Raw genomic sequence first — 19,760 nt, 5'->3', positions numbered from 1 at the left:
TCCGTAAATTTTAATTATTGTTATCTATTTTTCCAATTAACTCGGCAAAGTAAACACTTTTTTCGGGATTTAGCAAACTTAATTTGCGATAAATCGCCACGGCCCGGTCCCGAAGGCCCTGGGCGAGATAGATTTCGGCCAGCTCCTCGGAAACCACCTCGTCGTCCTCCTCCAGTTCGGGACGGATCTGCACCTCCTCCTCGGGTTCCCCCTCCTGGGCAACGATGCGCAAGTTCTCCTCCTTCAGGAAACGGTCGATGATCTCGTCGGACGAGAGCCGGTCCAGCGCCGAGGCATCGACATCCGGCATGCGCAACGAACTCTCGGCCCGCCACGGAGCCGTCAGCGCCGTCAGCGGGTCCTCCTCCCCGGTGACGATCCCGAGCAGGATACGCCCCGGAATGAACCACGGACAGGCCGCGACCAGCGCCCCGATCTCGGCGGCGGAGGGACGTGCGGCGGTGCGCGGTGCGGCGAAGTATGCTTTCAGATCGGTCATGTCAGGATCACCAGTTGGAGGCCGAAGCCTGGAAAATGTCGGTCACGAGTTTATCGACGATCTGCGGGATGAGCGTCCCCTCGACCTCCGTGAGCAGCTGCGTCGATTCGTAGTCCTCGTAGGCGCTGAAGGTCTTGTTCCACGAAGCCTTCTCGTCGAGGGCGTTCGTGAAGCGCACCTTGACGGTGATCGTCAGACGGTTGAGCAGGGCGTAGTCGTCGCTCGACACCGAGGCCGTCGTCGAGGTGTAGTTGACGATCTCGCCCTCGAAAGCGAAATCGCCGCCCTCATCGACCTGCATCAGGCGCGTGCGGCGCGTGAAAATATCGACCAGCGCTTCGGTGAGCGTCGAACTCAGGATCGGCGACACCATCGTCGCGTTGTTGGGGAAGTACGCCACCGAAAAGGTCTTGGCGTCGGGCGGGATCGAAGCGCCCGACAGCGAGTATTTGATGGCCACGCCGCAACCCACGCTCGCGACGGCAGCCGCGAGCAATGAAAAATGAAAAATGAAAAATGAAAAATTATTCCGAAGCCTGCGCATTTTTAATTCTTAATTTTTAATTGGAGTTAGGAATTGTCCTCAATTCCTAACTCCTTTATCTTGCGGTATAGCGTGCGCTCCGACATGAACAGTTCGGCGGCGGCCTCACGGCGGCGGCCGTTGTTGCGCCGCAGCGCGCGGACGATCTGTTCGCGCTGCATGTCGGCCTTGGTCATCTCCCGGGGCGGCTCGTCGGTCACCACCTCGCTCTCGGCATAGACCGGAGCCTGCGGCGGACAGGCGGGAACGGCCGGAATGAAACTGCTCTGCGCCGTGGAGGGCAGCAGGGCCTTGATGTCGCGGACCGGCTCCGGACAGCGCCCCGCACCTTGAATCAGCTCGGCCATCATCCGTTTGAGGTCGTTGATGTCGGCGCGCATGTCGAACAGCACCTTGTAGAGCAGCTCGCGTTCGGTGGTCATGTCGTCCGGATGCGGCGCTCCGGCGGCCATCGGCGCACCGCCGCCCTGCGGGGGCAGGTATTTGGCCAGCACCTCGGCGGAGATCACCCGGGTCTGCTCGATGGCCGAGATCTGCTCGGCGACGTTCTTCAACTGGCGGATATTGCCCCGCCAGTAGTAGCGCATCAGCATCTCGCGGGCGCTGTCGTCGAGCGTCACGGCGGGCATGCGGTACTGCGCGGCCACGTCGGCGGCAAAGCGGCGGAACAACAGCGGAATATCCTCGGGACGCTCGCGCAGCGACGGCACGAGGATCGGCACCGTGCCCAGCCGGTAGTAGAGGTCCTCGCGGAAACGCCCCTTGGCGATGGCCTCCTGCAAATTGACGTTCGTGGCGGCGACCACGCGGACGTTGGTTTTCTGCACTTTCGACGAGCCCACGCGGATGAATTCCCCGGTCTGCAACACCCGCAGCAGGCGCGCCTGCGTCGAATGGGGCAGCTCGGCCACCTCGTCCAGGAAGATCGTGCCGCCGTCGGCCTCCTCGAAATAGCCCTTGCGGGCTTCGAGGGCCCCGGTGAAGGCGCCCTTCTCGTGGCCGAACAGCTCCGAGTCGATCGTTCCCTCGGGGATCGCCGCACAGTTGACGGCTATATATTTATTGTGTTTGCGCGCCGAATAGGCATGGATGACCTGCGGAAAGAACTCCTTGCCCACACCGCTCTCTCCCGTGACGAGCACCGTCAGGTCCGTGGGGGCCACACGCAGGGCCACCTCCAACGCCCGGTCGAGGAGCGGGGAGGTGCCGATGATGCCGAAGCGCTGTTTTACGGTCGTGATGTCTGTCATTTATTCGTTCTGTTCGGGTTGTGAGACTCCCCCGGCGGCCGGCGCCTCGATGTATTCCGCTTCGGCCTGCCGCTCCTTCGCATCGCGCCAGTAACCGAAGGCGATGGCGCCCGCGGCGATCACGGCGGCGATGATCGCAATCCAGATGAACCAGTCGGCGCCGCGCCGCCGCGGAACGCGGTCAACATAGCGGCAGGCGTCGGTGTTCTTGTGCGGTTTGCCGTAGCGCAGTCCCCGCACCGACGGGTCGGGGTTCATCTTCGCCGAAGGCGACACGTGCGGCTCGGCGAAGGCCGTGCGGACGGCCTCGGCCAGTTTTCCCGGCTCCAGCTGAGGCGGGCGGACGGGCCTTTCACCGCCGGAAAGCGGCGCGGCAGGCGCAGGTGCATAGACGAAGGCGATGGTGCCGTTGGGACCGGGTTTCATCACCCCGAGACCTTCGAGCGGATACTCCTGTCCGCGCTCCACGGCGTGACGCACCTCGAAAACGAAGCGGTCGATCTCGCCGGCGGCCTCCAGATCCCCCGTTCCGCCGTCGCGCAGAAGCCCCCGCAGGACTCCGTCGTCGCGCTTGAGCAGTTCGGAAAAGACGATGCTCCGCTCCGGCTCCTTGACGATGAACGCGCCGAGCTGGGGCACGACCAGCCGCTTGTGAGCGGCCAGATATTGTTTTATAATGGGAATCAACACTGTCGAATCACGTTTTAATCCGGGTTCAAAAATACCTTTTTTCATAGAAAAAAGCAAAATATAACGCCCTTTTTCAAAATAATCGGACAAAGTGTTGGTTATCCGGAAAATATTCACTTGATTTGCATCCCGATTTTTTGAAAAATCCGGGCGAGCTACTTCGGCCGAAAATTCACGATGTAGCCGAGCCGGATCGGAAAAACCATACCGAACGAACCATGAAAGACAAGTACATCGACCTGATCGAACAATCGTTCGATTTCCCGCAGGATGAGTTCACCGTCGAGGACAACGAGCTGAATTTCCACGACATTCCGTTGATGGAACTGATCAAACAGTACGGAACTCCGCTCAAAATCACCTACCTGCCGAAGATCTCCCAACAGATCAACCGCGCCAAGCGCATGTTCAATGTGGCGATGGCGAAGGTCGATTACAAGGGTTCGTACAACTACTGCTACTGCACCAAGTCGAGCCACTTCTCGTTCGTGCTGGAGGAGGCCATGAAGAACGACATCCATCTGGAAACCTCGTCGGCCTACGACATCCACATCATCAACGCCCTCTACGACGGCGGCATCATCGACAAGGACCGTTACATCATCTGCAACGGCTTCAAGCGCCCGCAGTACGTCGAGAACATCGCCCAGCTCGTGAACGACGGCTTTTCGAACACGATCCCCGTGCTGGACAACAAGGAGGAGCTCGAACTCTTCGAGGACGCCTTCACCAAGAAATGCAAGGTCGGCATCCGCATCGCCTGCGAGGAGGAGCCCAAGTTCGATTTCTACACCTCGCGGCTGGGCATACGCTACAACGACATCGTCGATTTCTACAAGGCCAAGCTCAAGAACAGCAAGAAATTCCAGCTCAAGATGCTGCACTTCTTCATCAACACCGGCATCAAGGACACGGCCTACTACTGGAACGAGCTGTCGAAGTGCATGAACGTCTACTGCGAACTGAAAACCGTCTGCCCCGAGCTGGACAGCCTCAACATCGGCGGCGGATTCCCGATCAAGAACTCGCTCAACTTCGAGTACGACTACGAATACCTCACCGAAGAGATCGTGGCGCAGATCAAGAACATCTGCCAGCGCAACGGCGTCGAGGAGCCCAACATCTTCACCGAATTCGGATCGTTCACCGTGGGCGAAAGCGGCGCGGCGCTCTACTCGATCGTCAACCAGAAGCAGCAGAACGACCGCGAGAACTGGTACATGATCGACTCATCGTTCATCACCACCCTGCCCGACACATGGGGCATCAACCAGCGCTACATCATGCTGGCCGTGAACAACTGGGACAAGGAGTACCAGCGCGTGCTGCTGGGGGGACTGACGTGCGACAGCGAGGATTTCTACAACTCGGAGTGCCATACCAGCGCCATTTTCCTGCCGAAACTCGAAAAAGGCAACACGCAGTACATCGGATTCTTCCACACGGGAGCCTATCAGGAGTCGCTGGGCGGCTTCGGCGGCATCCAGCACTGTCTGATCCCCGCGCCCAAGCACATCATCATCGACCGCGACAAGTCCGACAACGAGTATTACACGCGCCTGTTCGCCAAGGAACAGTCCTACCGCTCGATGCTCCGCATACTCGGGTACTGATCCGCACGTGCCTGCAAGCGCGTGTAACACTCCGCAGGCCGATTCACTCCAAGTCCTCCCCCGCCAAAAGGGAGGACTTTTTTTAGTATTAGTACGCGCGCGAGTGCCGGGATTGCGGAAAAATTCGTAACTTCGGCGTCAAAACATGAATTTCAGTCTCACGATGAAAAACAAGATACGGATCTGGAAAACTGCGGTTCTCGCGGGAACCCTGCTCTTCCTGTCCGGAACGGCCGCGGCACAAACGCCTCCGGGCACGGCTCCCCCGGCCGACGAAACGACATCCGAAGCTCCCGACAGTCTCCGTCACCGTGGCAGCGACACTTACCGCGCGGGATACAGGGCTGGGTACCGCGCAGGTTACGAAGCCGGGCTGCGCGGACGGTCCGGATTCGACGCCGCCCGGCCTGCCGCCGCAGAAAACAGGGTCCGCAGCGGCAAGACGGCCTCCGAACGCCGCTTCATGCACCGCCTCGGCGGCGAGTTCCGCCCCGAATACATCTTCCCGACCAACCCCTTCGTACAGGGCAACAACACGGCCGGGCAGCCCATCGACCTTTCGCTCTCGGGACACCTCCGCTACTCGTTCCAGTTCCGCCCGGGATCGCTCCCCGACCGGATCTACGGCGGCGCCTATCAGGGCATCGGGGTCGCCTACTACGACTTCGGAAACCCCGACGAGCTGGGCAACCCGGTCGCGGCCTACCTCTTCCAGGGAGCCCGCATCGCCCGCATCAGCCCCCGGCTGTCGTTCGACTACGAGTGGAATTTCGGCCTTTCGTTCGGCTGGAAGCCCTACGACGAGGAGACCAACCGGCTCAACATGATGATGGGATCGAAGATGAACGCCTTTCTCAACGTCGATTTCTTCCTCAACTGGATGGTCACGCGCGAAGTCGATTTCTCGGCGGGCGTCTCGCTCTCGCACTTCTCCAACGGCAACACCAAGTTCCCCAACGCGGGCCTCAACTCCGTGGGCCTGCGCGCCGGACTGACCTACAATTTCGGCCGCAACCCCTCCGAAGCCCCCACGACAACCGCCTATCCGGCCTTCCCGCGCCATTTCAGCTACGACCTCACGCTGTTCGGCTCGTGGCGCCGCAAGGGCATCGAGGACGGCGACATACAGGTAGCCGCACCGGACGCCTATACGGTCGTGGGGTTCAATTTCGCCTCGATGTACAACTTCGGCTACAAGTTCCGCGCGGGCGTGTCGCTCGACGGCGTTTACGACGGCAGCGCCAACATCTCCATCGCCGACCAGCTCGTACCGATGGGCGGCAGGCCGGACCTCGTGGTGGAAAAACCCGGATTCGACAGGCAGATCGCTTTGGGAGTTTCGGCCCGCGGGGAGTTCGTGATGCCCTACTTCAACATCGGCATCGGACTGGGTGTCAACGTCCTGCACAAGGGCGGCGACCTGAAATCATTCTACCAGATGCTGACCCTGAAAGTCGCCGTGACGCACAGTTCCTACGTCCACATCGGATACAGCCTGCGCGACTTCCACATGCCCAATTTCCTGATGCTGGGCGTCGGCTACCGCTTCAACAACAAATACCCCCGGCACCGCTGACACGCAAAACCCCGGCCTCACAGCCGGGGTTTTTCATTTCGGACGGACGAGATCACGCCCCGAAGAGAAACGCGAAAGGCTTGGCGCTCTTGCGGAATTTCGCCGTAGCGTCGCCCGCGTAGCTCTGTCCGCCGGCGAGCGTAAGGGTCCGCTCGCCGCTGCCCTTCGAAAAGTCGATCGCCGCGAGGTCGATCCAGAAAGTCTCCATCGCCAGCGTCGGTTCGAAGTAATAGACCCGGTTCTTCTGGTCGCAGACCGTGCGCCAGCGCGTCGAAGCGACGTGCGGTTTGTCGGGCATCGAAACGCCGTAGGGCACCGAAACGTTGCGCATGACTGACATCACGGCCGGTACGGCGATCTTCGGATCGGCCGACTGCGCGACGGCGTTGATATAGAACGACGCCCGCACGAAACGGTCCGAAGCGCGGTTGGTTCCCGGCAGCATCGTGAGCCCCCCGATCTGCTGCCAGTAGCCGAGGATCGCCAGCTGGTCGGCGTAGAAAGGCGAATTGGTCATCACCTGATACTGGCGTCCGTGGTGGATTTCCAGCTTGCCGTCGCGGTATTCGAAAATCGCGCTGTCGCCCGAAGCGTCGGAGATCGCCAGGTGGAGCCGCGATTTCACGCCGTTCGGCAGGTCGGGGGCGTCGATGCGGAACGCCTCCTTCTCCAATTCGGCGACGGCCTCGTCCACCGTGGCGAAATTGTCCAGCACATACTGCGTCCAGATGCTCAGCCCCATCACGGGGCGCGTGTCGCCGGAACGCTCGTAGACCGATTCGGGCAGGAAGAGCAGGTTGGCGACCAGCCCGGCCTCGTTCATGCCGTCGGTGATGCCGATGTCGTAGCCGGCGGCCGAGAGCGTGCCGTATTTCGAGGTCCAGAAAACGGTGTTGTCCGTATTCGCACCGCGGCGCGCCGTGCCGCGCGGAAAGATGTAAAGGTTGGTGAGCGGATCTTCGCGCCAGTCCATCGTGCGGCCCGTCGCGGTCATGCCGTCGGGTCCGAGATAAACGGCGCGGGTGCAGGCTTCGGCCTGGGGCGGGAAGACGGCCAGCGCAGCGGCGCCCAGCATCGTCATAACGGGAGTTTTCATAAATCAGGTGTTTTTAGTCCGGCCGTTCCGCTGCAAAAAAAGTGCAAAAGCCGCCGCCATTCGCCGCAAGGGACGCGGACGGAAGCAATGACCGGAGTAAATTTGGTTCGCCGGAGGGATTGCACTATCTTTGCGGAGGATAAAAAACTTTTGCGTATCTGACTGAATGACAGGATAAAGCAGAAAAGAGGAAAGTTGTCGGTAACGATTTAGCGACCATGTAACTGCGCTGAAATGCTGCACTTTTCAACTCGTCGAACAACTCTATGCAAATGTAGAGAATTTCCCGGAAACTACAAAATAAACAAGCTGAATTTTATAGAAAATACGGACGAGATTTTCCCCGCCCGCATTACTCATCATCGTCGTCGTTTCATTTCTTTTTCATCGTCTCGTTGCATTCGCAGATTCAGCCGGTCGCGCATCTTGTCGAGAAAGTACGTCCGACTATCATTCTTACGACGTTTGATGTCCAGATAGGTATCGTAGCAATTCCGAACTTTTATTTCCAGTCCGAACTGCGAGCCGAAAAAAGCGAACAGCTCGTTGATCGGAGTATCTCCGTCGTCGATACAACGCATCTCCTGCAAGCCGTAAATCAACTCGACCATTTCGACAAGTGTGCCGGTCCAGCGCATGCGCATGGCAGGTGTTTCGGCTCGGCCTCCATACCGGGTAAGCAGTTCCAATTCCGTATTGATATAACCGAGTGCTATTTCTAAGAAACGACTTTGTGTATTACGTGTCGCAGCCTCGTCATCGGAAAGGTATTTTCGTAAAACATACAATCGGATTCGGGTGTAGCGCAACGTGCGGAAAACAACTATTCTATCTTGTTCTTCATTGCAAAACGATTGCAAGGCTTTGTCGAATTCACGAAAGAGTTCCTCCGTGACGGCTTTTGTGGCGGTATCGACCAAATGATCCGCCGTAATATAATGTGTCATAATCATTCATCTTTTAAGTAATAAATTTTGAGGGTCAAAATTTCGTATTGTTGCATACGGTAATCTACGGAGGGGATTTATTCCTTAAAAAGAATGACTTTTCTGTTACTTGTTTTTCATTAATCCAATGCTCGCCTCATACAACAGCCACATCGACAACGCAACCAACAACAGCGTAAAAACATCCGAGGTCGGGGTAATAATTGCCGCCACCACGAGAATGACCACAATGGCATGTTTGCGGTAGCGGCGCATGAAGTCGGCTGAGAGAAATCCCAACTTGGCAAAGAGCCACGAGAGAATCAGAATCTCGAAGACAAGCACCATTGCCAGCGACATAATAATTAGTTTTTATTCATTACACAATTAACTATTTTCGGTTTCGATGCTGCAAAGTTGCGACAACCGTTTCCTTTTAACGACCCGAAAATTGCTGTTTTTATACGAAGTATATCATCACCCTATATGGATTTTATAATTGAAGCCAAGAGCAACACGGTTTTTTATCATATACGAGTTCGATAATTCTTCGGTACTTCAATACCAAAAACAACTGCCAGAATATTCATTGCCTCCTCATTGGACTTAATCTTGTACCTTTCTTTAACTATGGCATCGGAATATACGCCGAAAACATCGCCTACAATCGTTTTGTTGCTGTCGTCCGTAAAAATCGAGATTTTCATGAACTTATTGAACGTAGAATCCGGATGCTTCTCGCAATAGAATGACGGCATTATGAAATCATCGTCGATCTGCGGTTCTTCGGTAAAGCCTATAAGCGGCTTCCAGTCCTTGTTCCGCTCCTTTTGCATCAGCACCCATCCGTAAAAGGAATCTTTCTCATAGCGATACTCGCTTATGGAATCGGATTGCACCCGGTTTTCGACCAGTTCGAGCGGAACACGCGGCGATTCGCTTCTGACACCTACATCGCAGACATATCTTTTCCCGTTCAGACTGACAACCAGAATCCTGTGGCGACGCATCTGGATATGCCAAGGCTCATCCATAAAGCGACCTGCATATTGAGCGACCGAATATCCCAACGATTTCAACAGGTGACAAAACACTCCTTGCAGCTCGAAACAATAGCCTCCGCGTCGTTTCGTTATGATTTTATCGTATAAATCCTCTTCCGCAAGCGAAAGGGGAACGTCATTCAACAAATCCAGATTTTCGTAGGGAATATATAGCAGATGCAGTCTGTGCATCGCCGTAAGGTTTCCCACAGACCGCTCCATGCCGCCATGATAATTTATGCGGTCGAAATATGTCTTTATCTGCTCGTAGGTGTACATCTATTCATGATGCTTGCCTGTAATATCATTGGAGCGTATGCGCAGTACACGGGTACGGGCAAATGATGCAGGCGGAAATGAAAATATCTCATCGGTTTTTCCTACATGCTGAATCAGCTTGTTAAGAGCGTATATTTTCTCCTGCGCATCCTCGACAAATTCCACCTGTCCGCTGCCCATCACGCTGTCGTATCTCCAGCAATAGGAACAAGGCCGTTCCGATGTCCCCTCGATAAACTCGTTCACGCAGTCCATCTGGAAATATACGTCGGGATTGCCGCGCAAAATGTCAATTTTTCTACCTTCCATAGCGCAATGCAGATAAAGAATCAGGTCATCGCCCTCGCGTTCATATCCGAAATTGAGGGCGACGACATACGGTTTCCCGTTATCCACCATACCCAGATGCACGACGTCGCATCTTTCTATAATGTCGAAGATACCGTCCATATCTTTGACCTCTCTGTCTTTTCTTCTCATGATTCAATCTTGTTTTTATTGTCTTTTGTCAGTATTCCCGTTCACCGAAAATGGCTGTGCCGATTCTCACATGGTTGCTGCCTTCGCGTATGGCGATTTCATAATCATTGGTCATCCCCATGCTCAATATGTCGAAGCCGCACAATCCGAACCGCTCATCGTTTCTTATCAGGTTATAGCAACGTGCTATTTCCCGAAAATCGGAGGATACCCGTTCGTAATCATCCGTGTTCGATGCCATGCCCATCAGTCCGCAGATATGTACGGCCGACAGGGATTCAAAACCTCTGTTCTCGAAGAAATCCATCAGTTCATCCACCGAGAAACCGAACTTCGTTTCCTCGCGGGCGACATGGAGCTGAAGCAAAACTTTGCTTACGACCCCGGCACGTTGGGATTCACGGTCTATGATGTTCAGAAGCCGCACCGTATCCACGCTTTCTATCATCTCGACGCGACCGACTACCTGTCTTACCTTGTTCGATTGCAAATGACCGATGAAATGCCACTTTATATCGGAGGGCAGATGAGGTTGCTTGGAAAGCAACTCCTGCACACGGTTTTCTCCGAATCGGCGCAGTCCGCAGTCGTAGGCTTCTCGCAAAGCCTCGACCGGATGGAATTTCGTGACGGCGAGCAACTCTACATCCCGAGGCAGAGTAGCTGCGACCTTCGCAAGGTTGCCCTTTATATCGACCATATGCTTATTCCCAGTATTTCCCTGTCAGTTCCGTTACATTGATTGCCACGACGGCAGTCCCTTTCACCATGTTGTCGGGTAGTCGCTGTCCCGAATACCGAGGGGTGTATTTATCCACAATCGCATCGAGAACAGTTCTTTTACGGTCTATGTCACTCACGATTTCCGCCCGTCCCTGTGCTATCACGCTTTGATATTCCGTATTGGTATCGCAGGGATTCCCGCTTTCATCGAGCAGCAGCCTCACCATGTTGTAAACATTGAAACTCACAGACGGATTCGCCTTTATATTGCTTATCTTTTGCCCTTTGGGCAATCCGTGGAAATATATGCTGCCATCTTTATATACATAATGAATCGGCGTTATGTAGGGAGTGTTGTCGTTTCCGACAGTAGCCAAACTTCCGGTTCGGCATTCCTGTAAAAGCCGGTTAATCTGCTCCGTAGTCAGTTGATGACTTTTCATTCTATGCTGCATGATTCTTCTTATTTTGAATTTTGTGTAAAGTTACGGATTGTTTGGACTATCTTTGTAGTCCAGTTTTAATAAATATGAGTAGTCCAGAAAGCAAAGGCTTCAAGCAACTGACCATTGACAGAAGTTTGCCTGAAGCGATTTATATACAGATTGCGGACAGAATTATCTCCGCCATTAAAGACGGTTCGCTCCTGCCGGGAACGGCGCTGCCCAGTACACGGCAGTTGAGTGCAGAATTAAAAGTCAATCGGAATACCGTTGTACGGGCATTTGAAATCCTCTCGGCCGAAGGTTGGATCAGCACAACAGAACGGCACGGGACTGTCGTGTCGGAAACATTGCCGTTGGCTGTGGGTTCCAAGAGAAACAGACCGCTGATTGCGGATAGCGAAGAAATATTCCGAGGCGGACAGATATTCATCGACGACGGCATTCCCGATATTACCCGTTCGCCGATAAACGAACTGGCAAGAGCCTATCGGCGGGTTTTCAAGCAAAAAGCAAGGTGGCAGATAATGAATCTCTCCAATAAACTGGGCGATTTGCATTTCCGTGAGGCCCTTTCCGGGATGCTGAATCGAAACAGGCAGATGAGAACCTCCGCCGGACAATTATGTATAACGCGCGGGAGCCAGATGGCGCTGTTCCTGACTGCCCATTGTCTGCTGAAAAAGGACGATGTGATCTTGGTGGAGAATCCCGGATTCAAACCTGCGTGGGAGGCATTCAGACATGCGGGAGCCAGAATCATTCCTGTCAAGGTGGAACCGGACGGCATCTGCGTGGAGGATATAGAACGATTCGCCGGACGGGATTCCGTCAAAGCCGTATATCTGACACCTCACCACCAGTATCCTACCACCGTGACATTGAGCCTGAGCAAACGCTTGAGGCTTATCGAGCTGTCAAACCATTACGGATTTACAATCATAGAGGACGACTACGATAACGAGTTTCATTTCGGTCTCCGACCCGTAATGCCGATAGCCGCTTATGACGAGGTGCAGAATTACGTGTACATAGGCACATTCAGCAAACTGATTGCTCCGGCCATACGAATCGGTTATATTTATAGCTCCATCGATTTCATTGAAAGAGTGGGAGAACTCCGCAGAATCATGGATATGCAGGGTGACAATTTCATGGAGCAGGCTTTGCTCGACCTGATCGATTCCGGCGAACTTCGCAGGCATCAGAAAAGGATGGCCGAAGTCTATCGGAAAAAAAGAGACTTTTTCGCTTCCATGCTGGAGAAGCATCTGCACGAAAAGGTGAAGTACAATATCCCGACGGGTGGTCTGGCTTTCTGGCTGGTTCCCACTAACGATAAAATAGACTTGTATAAGGTCAGAGAACAAGCAAATAAATCCTTTGTACATTTCTATACGCCGGATCGTTTCAGCTTTTCAGAGCCTGTATGCGGAATAAGACTGGGGTATGCGTCGCTGTCGGATGAAGATTTGGAGAAAGGACTTTCGATATTGGGGAAATACCTTTAACTGCATTATAGAATTGATTGTTTTTTCTCCACTATGATATAATCGAGAAAATATAACCGAAGATGGTACTTTTCGGTTCTCCTATTTTTATTCTAATACCGCAAAGTTCCAGCAACCTTTTTTCATTAACGACCCGAAAATTGCCGTTTTGCATAATCAAATTCAATCAAAGTTTTTTCAAGAATCTTTTGTGATTTTTCATGGTTTTGCTGGAATCTTTTACGGACTATGGTTAATTCTATACATTAAATCATGAGTTCGTTGGTTACAATTAAACCAGCAATACGCTGTTGTTAGAATATTCTGTTTACCAATCATTCTTCTAATCGCCCGACTTCGGAGGGGCGATTGCTCCCCGTCAGGGCAAGGCTTTCGGGAGTAACCCGAAAGGTATCGAGTAACTCGATACACACCTTGCCATGTTCCGACGAACATAAAAATTCGCCTTCGAGCAGACTGCGGGAGAACCGATTTCAACCGCAGCATAAAGCCGAGCGATGCGTCCTGTCATTTGGATGCAAAACAAAGGTTTCCGAGACGACTATTCAAGAAGCAAAAGTACAAAACGTCGCCATTCCGACAACACCACTGTCATTTCAGGCAAAAGCTATACAACCGATATTTTCTTACCGTAGAAACCAATGTGCGGCCATCGGGCTGGACAGCCGAAGGTCGGCAGGAACAGACCGACAAACAGCCGAACAATCTGAACGGCATACGCACGTCGTTCGGTTGCGAAAGACCGTCCGACATTGGTTTGGTTGCGACGTTGGGCTATTGGGCGAAATCTATGGCTCTACACGGGCAACATACCTGCTATTGTCGGCAAGAGCAGTTTCAGTATGCGACCGGTACAACGCCAAACTGTGCCAAACGGACGCCACAAGCTGCCACGAAACATCGGACAGCAAGCAGGTACGGAGAGATTGAGTAGATTTGCCGCAAATCTTAAAAATCGTAGGACATGGAAATAGTTATCGTAGAAGAGAAAACATTCGAGGCGTTGCTCGCCGCTACGGAGACGCTCGTGGGAAAGGTCGGCGTGTTATGTTGCCGTTGCAATGACAAGCAGATGCAGAAGTGGCTCGACGGGCAGGAGGTATGTCGCCTGTTGCGTATAAACCCGCGAACCTTGCAGACCTTGCGCGACAACCGGATGATCGCCTTCACGCGGGTGAACCGCAAGTTTTATTTCAGGCCGGAGGAAGTTGTGCGGCTGTTGAAAGAAGCCGCCTTATTGCAATCCGGGCGAGAGGATACCTGAATGAAAATACCAACCACTAAATCCACAGAAAAGATGAATGACAGTAACGTAATCACGTCGGAGGACGGACGCATCGCGTCGGCATTGCACGCTTTGAAGAAATGCGCAAAGGAGGTAGATAAGCTCATGGACGATTTTCATCCGCCGCTCGGAGGAGAACGATACATGACCGACAAGGAGGTGATCGCCCGGCTGAAAGTCAGCCGACGTACCTTGCAGGAGTATCGTACCATGCGCAAGATACCCTATATCGTGTTCGGCGGCAAAGTCCTCTATCGGGAATCCGACATCGAAAAGATGCTCGCGGAAAACTACCGCAAGGCAATTCTCTGAAAATGAAAACGGGCAGGCTTCAACACCTGCCCGTTTCCTTGCTTGTCCGGTTCAATTCACAACCTCGTCATCTTTTCTCGTAGTTACATGAAACTTATAACTCTGTAATAAATGAATAACACGACTTTAAGATTACAGATATAAATGGTCATTAAATAAAATACCGATAATCATAAGTCGCTCCATTATACTGATGTAGCAAATTTCCCACTTGTGCTAATGTATTTGACGTATCAATCGTCGCCGGTAATTTGGTATAAAGATTGAATGAATTCCAATTCATCTTTGTAAATCCTATGATTTCAGAAGCAATAGTTGAAATTTCCCCTTTGCCGTAATATTTGGTAATTTTAAGAGGCGACGGAATACATCTACCACCGGGATAGTAACGTCGTCGCTCCCTAATTGACGGAACAACGCCATGTGTCCATAGTAAAGCATTCCTTGACGACAACTTTATGCAGGTTCCCCGCGAAACAGGATATGAATCGTCGGAAATATTATCATAATAGACCTTTTGAGCAATAAATTTGGCATCGTATTCATAATTGATAGTTATTAAATCAATATCCTTAATACCAGCTTGCATTAATGCGTGAGTAATGCCTTCGATCTCCTCCTTTTTGAATGGAGTTCGTTTGTGAATAACGACTCGACGGGGTAATCTATCCATAGATTTGACAAACAATTCGCGTATGGTTATTCCAAACTTAAAAGCTTCTTCATAGGTTAAATATGGATTCTTTTTTCTGTCGAATCGAGGTTGTTCTACTTTTGATAATTTATATCTTAAACCCTGCCCTTTAGCATTACCCAAGACAATATCCACTTTGCCTTTGCTATTCGTTTTGACGCTATAACCTATGCCTGCATACGCTGTATCTGAATCAAGATTAGCTAATGCCCAAGGAATACGCATTGCCTTAACAAATAAAGCTAATGACAGCCACCAACAAATTTCACACACCATAGGGTCTCTCAAAGTCTTTTCTTCTATGATTTGCGTTGTGAAACGATGTTGGGCAGCATACGCTTTTATATAATTATGCAAATCAAATGATTCCCCGTTATGTTTGAATTGTCTGTGAATACTCCAAGATGCGGGAATGAAAATTACAATCACAATTCCCGGATATTTATCTGCCAAGCTATTGGCTTGAAAGCATATTGATCGTGCAAGAGATAGCGTATCTTTTGGAGTAGCTTCTATATTTATCCATTTATCAGTACCGTTGTCGGGAATTTCCAACAATGTTTTGTATATACTATGGAATCCCGTATATGGCTGAATATAATCCGAATTATCGTTCGCTTGAATGGTTGTGTTTAATCGTTGCAAGAAAGATTTGAATATATCCGTATGTACATTAGGACATATTACGCCCAATCTTACATTTTGCAGCAATACATCTTTCTGCCAAGAGTCATAAGGTCTGTGATTTGACAGTCCTCTCATGGGGTTTGAATCTAAAAAAGGTCTGTCTGCAAATGTATTTACAAATTCCAATTCAGGTTCTTTGAGCTGAAGTCCTCGATAGATGGTTCTTTTGTTATCATACGATTTGGATGAATATCCGCGTTCGGTATTGTCCTGATATTGTATTTCGGAGAATCCGCAATTATGGCTTATCTGAAATTTGAATCCGCTCCCGGAATTCTGGGGAACTTCAAAAGAAAGACGAGCACCACCGAATATAATATTTTCCCATTGGGCGAGTTTTTTACTATATGCTTGATTCCACATTTTATCCAAATAGATTCGCGCATATTCTTGCTTTTTCTCTTTCGATACCATGTGAGAATTTTCTATGTATATTGTAGGTCGCAAAGAAAGCAGAGCATATTTTTGCTGTGGCACAAAAACGAGCGAACATTCTATAGCTTCATGTATCAAAGTGCCATTGTCATTTCTAAAAATATCGGAGCGCCAAAGTGTATTATGCCTAATATCGACATTGAGTCCTCGAATTATCGCAATACTTTGAAGCGTGGCGCTTAAAAACAGTTCTCTATAACTGCTTTTTCGCTCTATATCGTCCATTGAAACGGGAATCCGTTCGATATCGCTTTTTAGTCGGGAACCAAATACATTGTTGATAGCTGAACTTGTGGATAAAGCATATACTTTTTGCTTGTATGGAACAGCTATAATATTTTGGTCTTTAGTAATCTCTCTTAAAAGAGTCCAAGGTCTTTCACCTTCATGATATTCTATCTCGAATTGAAACAATTCTTTTGGGAAAATTATGGGATACAAATTACTTTTCAAGTATTTGTCCGTTCGCGTTATATGAATTGAAAATGAAGATGTATCATTGTCTTCGGGAACACTTTCCAATATAGACATGATCTCTTTTTTCTTCTCGATATCAGCTTGAAAACAATTTATAACAAGCGAAAACATCGTCTTGTCAAATCCGTCGGTATCAATATAATATGCATCCCGACTCGCTTCTCTTGCCGTCCTCAAAAGAGATTCCACTTCGGGTGAAATATGGGAACCATAGCCACACCAATATATCCGTCCAGAGCCTCTTTCAGAGAATGCTTCAGTCAATGCCGACATTAGGGATTGATCACGACCACTATAGCCGATTACTATGAGATTTTTATCATTGAAGTATCGTTTTAATGCTGTTACAAAAGTCGGATGTTGATTATCCAACTCTTTAGAAGTATTTTTTAATGATGTATATTTATAATCTCCATGTAAGGCAATATATAATAATTCACTGGTACTTTCCGTCCGATATATTCGATCGGTACAATCCAGATTTATGCAAATAGGCGTAATATTGGCTTGTTGAGCAGCACGTTCGACCAAGCCATCGAAGTTGGTTGACCATACAGATCTGACAATGCCGTATTTGTTCAGAAGACATAAAAGCTTATATCCAATGTATGGTTGTTTCCCTTAAGCTAAATGCTCAAAATATTTCACTCTATCACCTTCAATAGGCAATGCTTCTTCCGCATAGAAAGAATATTCTTTTAGATCTCCAGCAGGAAGGAATTTTCCTTGACTGTCAAGCCATTTTTGGATGATATCTTTGCAAGTATCGGATTTGGGGTCGATAAATGGAGGAATGGAAGACTGGGAAGAACAATAAATCATTCTCTTCCAATCCCAAATACAATCATCGGCAGATGGTATTCCCGAGGTAATAGACGCTCCGGCTCCTAATAAGAATGCAAAAGAAGTATCTCGATTCTGAACAAACGAACGAACAAACGCATCGAAATCCAAGTTAAATTCTTGTTGATTCATAAATTTATATGGTACTTATACTTCTTACAAAATTAACTATTTATTGCTAAACATCAAACAGATCAAAGGTATAAAGGCTTTTTCTTGTGAAACGGACATCAAGAAGCTCCTTACGGAAAACTACCGCAATGCAATTCTCTGAAAATGAAAACGGGCAGGTGTCGAAGCCTGCCCGTTTCCTTGCTTGTCCGGTTCAATTCAGAAGCCCATCCTTATACCGAATGACAATCGGAGGTTTCGTGCGTCGGGGTGCAGTGGCTTTCTTTACCAGCCACTTTTTGAAAACCGACGCAGGGTAGGTGTTCAGCCGGAACGCGAGGGCTATGACAATCTCCATGTCATACACGTCTGCACTATTGCCGTTTTTCAGACGGACGTATCAGCAGACCTTGCAACCGTGCAGGACGTTTTCTTCGAGGAGGGCTTTGATAGCCGCATGTACCGCTCCGGCAGTCGTGCCGAACAGTTCGACGATCTCCGCTTCCGTCATCCATATATCGGCGGTATCGGCCGGCATATTCAATCTGCCCTGCTCGTCTATCGTAATGATGTCTCTTTCTTTTTTCATCGCTTTTCATTTTAGAGGATCGGATTATATTGCCTGACAAATGAAATTCTCCATCTGCTCGATGCGCTGCGCGAGTTTCTCCATGTCGCGGCTCACTTTCTCTGCCGTGATTTTAGCGTAGATTTGCGTCGTCCGGATGCTCCGGTGTCCGAGCATTTTCGAGAGCGTTTCGATAGGTACGTCGTTGGAGAGACAGATGGTCGTCGCATAGCTGTGGCGGCTTTGATGCCACGTGACGTTCTTTTCGATACCGCACTTCTTCGCTATTGCCTTGATGCCTCTTTTACAGCTTTCGTAACACGGAACGGGCAGCAGCTTGTCCCCTTCGGCCATGCCGTCGTATTTCTCGATGATGTGTCTGGCGACATCTAACAGCCGGATATTGGTTTCGACACCCGTTTTCTGCCGGTTCGTGTCGAGCCACAGATGCCCGTCGAACGAGGTGCGCAGGTTCGCTTTGGTAAGGTTCGCCATATCCGTCCAGCTCAAGCCCGTGAAGGTGCAGAAGATGAACAGATCGCGGATCAGTTCGTAGCTTTTCTTTTTGAATGTGCCGTTGATCAGCAGCCTGATTTCCTCTTGGGTCAGAAACCCCCGTTTGGTCTCTTCTTTGGTGATGCTGTACGCGAAGAACGGATCGCGCTGCAACAAGCCGTTATTGACAGCCATATAGATAATCTTCCGAAACGGCATCATATACGACCAGACCGTGTTGTTGCAGTGATTCTTTTCCACTCGCAGGAACAACTCGAAGTCCGTGATAAATGCTGGAGTAAGCTCTTTGAGCGCAATGTCGCTGACCTTATACCGCTTTTCGACGAACTCCGCGAGGTGTTTGTAAACGACGCAGTATTTCCAATAGCTGCGCAGGCTTTTGAGTTTGCCCACCTGCCTCTCGTAATCATCGTTATGCTGACGGAATACCGCCAGCAAGGTTTCGTGGTTCATACCCAAACCCAGATAAGCGTTGCGCACTTTCTCGGCGGTTACATAGTTGTCGCGGTCGGCGATCTTCTGATAGGCTTGGTTGATACCTATGCGGATTTTATCCAACATGCGGTTGGCCTCCTGCGCAGCGATGCTGCGGCCGGAGACACGGCCTGACTTTACGTTCCACGACTTCTCCTCTACATCCAACTTGCAACTGAACTGGGCGATTTTGCTGTTTACCGTGATGCGGCACATGACCGGAATAAGCCCATTCTTTTTCGGGGCATTGCGTTTGAGGTAAAATAAAACTTTGAATGTCGATCTCATAACTCTACAATTTTTTGGTTACAAAATTATTTCTTATAGAGCTATTCTTCGATACGCAAATCGCAGCATATCAACGCAATCGCACCCGAAATAGAACTTTTCCCGCCTCCCTTTGCCCGAATTTTGGAAATTCGGCTATATTTGCAGTCGGAACAAGACGAATAGAGCTTGTATTTCAGTGCTTTGAAATCCTCCCCAAAACCGCCTTTACCATTCGGAACAGAGTAACGGGATAGTAACGTAACTCCGGTTTCAGTTGGCTTTTCAATGGCTTCACTTTGGCTTCGAATTCGCAGTCCGGTTCTCTCTAACCCCCTTGTTTACAACCTTCTTGCTCCAATCCGCTCTAACTCTCAGTTTTTATCACTATCTTTGCAAAGGATAAACCACCGCTCGG

The 19,760-nt window shown here is 50.5% G+C and carries 19 protein-coding genes and 1 pseudogene; 5 read left to right on the top strand and 15 right to left on the bottom strand.

Features of this window, described 5'->3' with window-relative positions; genetic code table 11:
- Positions 1 to 10 precede the first annotated feature (10 nt).
- The 4 genes from NQ519_RS13120 to NQ519_RS13105 all read right to left on the bottom strand — a co-directional run bounded on the left by NQ519_RS13120 (position 11) and on the right by NQ519_RS13105 (position 2,983).
- Complete coding sequence (locus tag NQ519_RS13120) at positions 11 to 499, bottom strand: hypothetical protein (protein WP_019150702.1); 489 nt, start codon at positions 497 to 499, stop codon at positions 11 to 13.
- A 7-nt stretch (positions 500 to 506) separates the two neighbouring features.
- The gene (locus tag NQ519_RS13115; RefSeq protein WP_019150703.1) at positions 507 to 995 is read right to left on the bottom strand and encodes an LptE family protein; all 489 of its coding nucleotides are present in this window, start codon (positions 993 to 995) and stop codon (positions 507 to 509) included.
- A 74-nt stretch (positions 996 to 1,069) separates the two neighbouring features.
- Entirely contained in the window at positions 1,070 to 2,293 is a 1,224-nt protein-coding gene (locus NQ519_RS13110) for a sigma-54 interaction domain-containing protein (protein WP_019150704.1), read from the bottom strand.
- Positions 2,294 to 2,983, bottom strand: a complete 690-nt coding sequence (locus tag NQ519_RS13105) for a hypothetical protein (protein ID WP_044118625.1) — start codon at positions 2,981 to 2,983, stop codon at positions 2,294 to 2,296.
- A gap of 218 nt (positions 2,984 to 3,201) precedes the next feature.
- Here NQ519_RS13105 and NQ519_RS13100 point away from each other — a divergent pair, with 218 nt between their 5' ends.
- Positions 3,202 to 4,596 (top strand): type III PLP-dependent enzyme domain-containing protein, encoded by a 1,395-nt coding sequence (locus NQ519_RS13100; RefSeq protein ID WP_026076513.1) that lies wholly within the window; start codon positions 3,202 to 3,204, stop codon positions 4,594 to 4,596.
- Positions 4,597 to 4,759: 163 nt separating this feature from the next.
- Positions 4,760 to 6,172, top strand: a complete 1,413-nt coding sequence (locus NQ519_RS13095; protein ID WP_026076514.1) for an acyloxyacyl hydrolase — start codon at positions 4,760 to 4,762, stop codon at positions 6,170 to 6,172.
- A 52-nt stretch (positions 6,173 to 6,224) separates the two neighbouring features.
- On the opposite strand, the gene NQ519_RS13090 is transcribed toward NQ519_RS13095, so the two are convergent.
- The 7 genes and pseudogenes from NQ519_RS13090 to NQ519_RS13060 all read right to left on the bottom strand — a co-directional run bounded on the left by NQ519_RS13090 (position 6,225) and on the right by NQ519_RS13060 (position 11,162).
- The gene (locus NQ519_RS13090; RefSeq protein WP_019150708.1) at positions 6,225 to 7,268 is read right to left on the bottom strand and encodes a linear amide C-N hydrolase; all 1,044 of its coding nucleotides are present in this window, start codon (positions 7,266 to 7,268) and stop codon (positions 6,225 to 6,227) included.
- A 359-nt stretch (positions 7,269 to 7,627) separates the two neighbouring features.
- Entirely contained in the window at positions 7,628 to 8,221 is a 594-nt protein-coding gene (locus tag NQ519_RS13085) for an RteC domain-containing protein (protein ID WP_019150709.1), read from the bottom strand.
- 99 nt (positions 8,222 to 8,320) lie between these two features.
- Positions 8,321 to 8,563 (bottom strand): annotated as a pseudogene (locus tag NQ519_RS13080) (twin-arginine translocase subunit TatC); the annotation flags it as partial.
- A 158-nt stretch (positions 8,564 to 8,721) separates the two neighbouring features.
- Positions 8,722 to 9,516 carry an arylamine N-acetyltransferase family protein gene (locus NQ519_RS13075; RefSeq protein WP_019150711.1) on the bottom strand — a complete coding sequence of 265 codons (795 nt, stop codon included), beginning with the start codon at positions 9,514 to 9,516 and terminating at the stop codon, positions 8,722 to 8,724.
- The gene (locus NQ519_RS13070; protein ID WP_019150712.1) at positions 9,517 to 9,996 is read right to left on the bottom strand and encodes a pyridoxamine 5'-phosphate oxidase family protein; all 480 of its coding nucleotides are present in this window, start codon (positions 9,994 to 9,996) and stop codon (positions 9,517 to 9,519) included.
- A gap of 28 nt (positions 9,997 to 10,024) precedes the next feature.
- Positions 10,025 to 10,696 carry a YggS family pyridoxal phosphate-dependent enzyme gene (locus tag NQ519_RS13065; RefSeq protein ID WP_019150713.1) on the bottom strand — a complete coding sequence of 224 codons (672 nt, stop codon included), beginning with the start codon at positions 10,694 to 10,696 and terminating at the stop codon, positions 10,025 to 10,027.
- Positions 10,697 to 10,700: 4 nt separating this feature from the next.
- Complete coding sequence (locus NQ519_RS13060; protein WP_218915853.1) at positions 10,701 to 11,162, bottom strand: pyridoxamine 5'-phosphate oxidase family protein; 462 nt, start codon at positions 11,160 to 11,162, stop codon at positions 10,701 to 10,703.
- Between the two features lie 86 nt (positions 11,163 to 11,248).
- Here NQ519_RS13060 and pdxR point away from each other — a divergent pair, with 86 nt between their 5' ends.
- From pdxR to NQ519_RS13045, 3 genes are all read left to right on the top strand, one after another.
- A complete protein-coding gene (gene pdxR, locus NQ519_RS13055; RefSeq protein ID WP_019150715.1) occupies positions 11,249 to 12,673 on the top strand; it encodes a MocR-like pyridoxine biosynthesis transcription factor PdxR in 1,425 nt (474 codons plus the stop codon).
- A 964-nt stretch (positions 12,674 to 13,637) separates the two neighbouring features.
- A complete protein-coding gene (locus tag NQ519_RS13050; protein ID WP_019150716.1) occupies positions 13,638 to 13,937 on the top strand; it encodes a helix-turn-helix domain-containing protein in 300 nt (99 codons plus the stop codon).
- A gap of 33 nt (positions 13,938 to 13,970) precedes the next feature.
- Positions 13,971 to 14,270, top strand: coding sequence for a helix-turn-helix domain-containing protein (locus NQ519_RS13045; RefSeq protein WP_026076516.1), 300 nt, complete (start codon positions 13,971 to 13,973; stop codon positions 14,268 to 14,270).
- A gap of 151 nt (positions 14,271 to 14,421) precedes the next feature.
- On the opposite strand, the gene NQ519_RS13040 is transcribed toward NQ519_RS13045, so the two are convergent.
- From NQ519_RS13040 to NQ519_RS13025, 4 genes are all read right to left on the bottom strand, one after another.
- Positions 14,422 to 17,130 (bottom strand): SIR2 family protein, encoded by a 2,709-nt coding sequence (locus NQ519_RS13040; protein ID WP_227901155.1) that lies wholly within the window; start codon positions 17,128 to 17,130, stop codon positions 14,422 to 14,424.
- Positions 17,131 to 17,184: 54 nt separating this feature from the next.
- The gene (locus NQ519_RS13035) at positions 17,185 to 17,538 is read right to left on the bottom strand and encodes a hypothetical protein (RefSeq protein ID WP_227901096.1); all 354 of its coding nucleotides are present in this window, start codon (positions 17,536 to 17,538) and stop codon (positions 17,185 to 17,187) included.
- A 379-nt stretch (positions 17,539 to 17,917) separates the two neighbouring features.
- Positions 17,918 to 18,106: a hypothetical protein gene (locus NQ519_RS16290; protein WP_044118626.1), complete on the bottom strand. Its 189-nt coding sequence runs from the start codon at positions 18,104 to 18,106 to the stop codon at positions 17,918 to 17,920.
- A gap of 24 nt (positions 18,107 to 18,130) precedes the next feature.
- Entirely contained in the window at positions 18,131 to 19,363 is a 1,233-nt protein-coding gene (locus NQ519_RS13025) for a site-specific integrase (protein ID WP_019150720.1), read from the bottom strand.
- Positions 19,364 to 19,760 lie beyond the last annotated feature (397 nt).

This window comes from Alistipes senegalensis JC50 (genome assembly GCF_025145645.1).
Taxonomy (GTDB): domain Bacteria; phylum Bacteroidota; class Bacteroidia; order Bacteroidales; family Rikenellaceae; genus Alistipes; species Alistipes senegalensis.
Note: the sequence above shows the minus strand (reverse complement) of the source record. Positions and strands in the feature narration are given on the sequence as shown.

Excerpts from the sequence above, each read along its gene's own strand:
- NQ519_RS13120 (WP_019150702.1), bottom strand. The coding sequence starts at position 499 with ATGACCGATCTGAAAGCATACTTCGCCGCACCGCGCACCGCCGCACGT.
- NQ519_RS13110 (WP_019150704.1), bottom strand. The coding sequence starts at position 2,293 with ATGACAGACATCACGACCGTAAAACAGCGCTTCGGCATCATCGGCACC.
- NQ519_RS13100 (WP_026076513.1), top strand. The coding sequence starts at position 3,202 with ATGAAAGACAAGTACATCGACCTGATCGAACAATCGTTCGATTTCCCG.
- NQ519_RS13095 (WP_026076514.1), top strand. The coding sequence starts at position 4,760 with ATGAAAAACAAGATACGGATCTGGAAAACTGCGGTTCTCGCGGGAACC.
- NQ519_RS13090 (WP_019150708.1), bottom strand. The coding sequence starts at position 7,268 with ATGAAAACTCCCGTTATGACGATGCTGGGCGCCGCTGCGCTGGCCGTC.
- NQ519_RS13085 (WP_019150709.1), bottom strand. The coding sequence starts at position 8,221 with ATGATTATGACACATTATATTACGGCGGATCATTTGGTCGATACCGCC.
- NQ519_RS13075 (WP_019150711.1), bottom strand. The coding sequence starts at position 9,516 with ATGTACACCTACGAGCAGATAAAGACATATTTCGACCGCATAAATTAT.
- NQ519_RS13070 (WP_019150712.1), bottom strand. The coding sequence starts at position 9,996 with ATGAGAAGAAAAGACAGAGAGGTCAAAGATATGGACGGTATCTTCGAC.
- NQ519_RS13065 (WP_019150713.1), bottom strand. The coding sequence starts at position 10,696 with ATGGTCGATATAAAGGGCAACCTTGCGAAGGTCGCAGCTACTCTGCCT.
- NQ519_RS13060 (WP_218915853.1), bottom strand. The coding sequence starts at position 11,162 with ATGAAAAGTCATCAACTGACTACGGAGCAGATTAACCGGCTTTTACAG.
- pdxR (WP_019150715.1), top strand. The coding sequence starts at position 11,249 with ATGAGTAGTCCAGAAAGCAAAGGCTTCAAGCAACTGACCATTGACAGA.
- NQ519_RS13050 (WP_019150716.1), top strand. The coding sequence starts at position 13,638 with ATGGAAATAGTTATCGTAGAAGAGAAAACATTCGAGGCGTTGCTCGCC.
- NQ519_RS13045 (WP_026076516.1), top strand. The coding sequence starts at position 13,971 with ATGAATGACAGTAACGTAATCACGTCGGAGGACGGACGCATCGCGTCG.
- NQ519_RS13035 (WP_227901096.1), bottom strand. The coding sequence starts at position 17,538 with ATGAATCAACAAGAATTTAACTTGGATTTCGATGCGTTTGTTCGTTCG.
- NQ519_RS16290 (WP_044118626.1), bottom strand. The coding sequence starts at position 18,106 with ATGAAAAAAGAAAGAGACATCATTACGATAGACGAGCAGGGCAGATTG.
- NQ519_RS13025 (WP_019150720.1), bottom strand. The coding sequence starts at position 19,363 with ATGAGATCGACATTCAAAGTTTTATTTTACCTCAAACGCAATGCCCCG.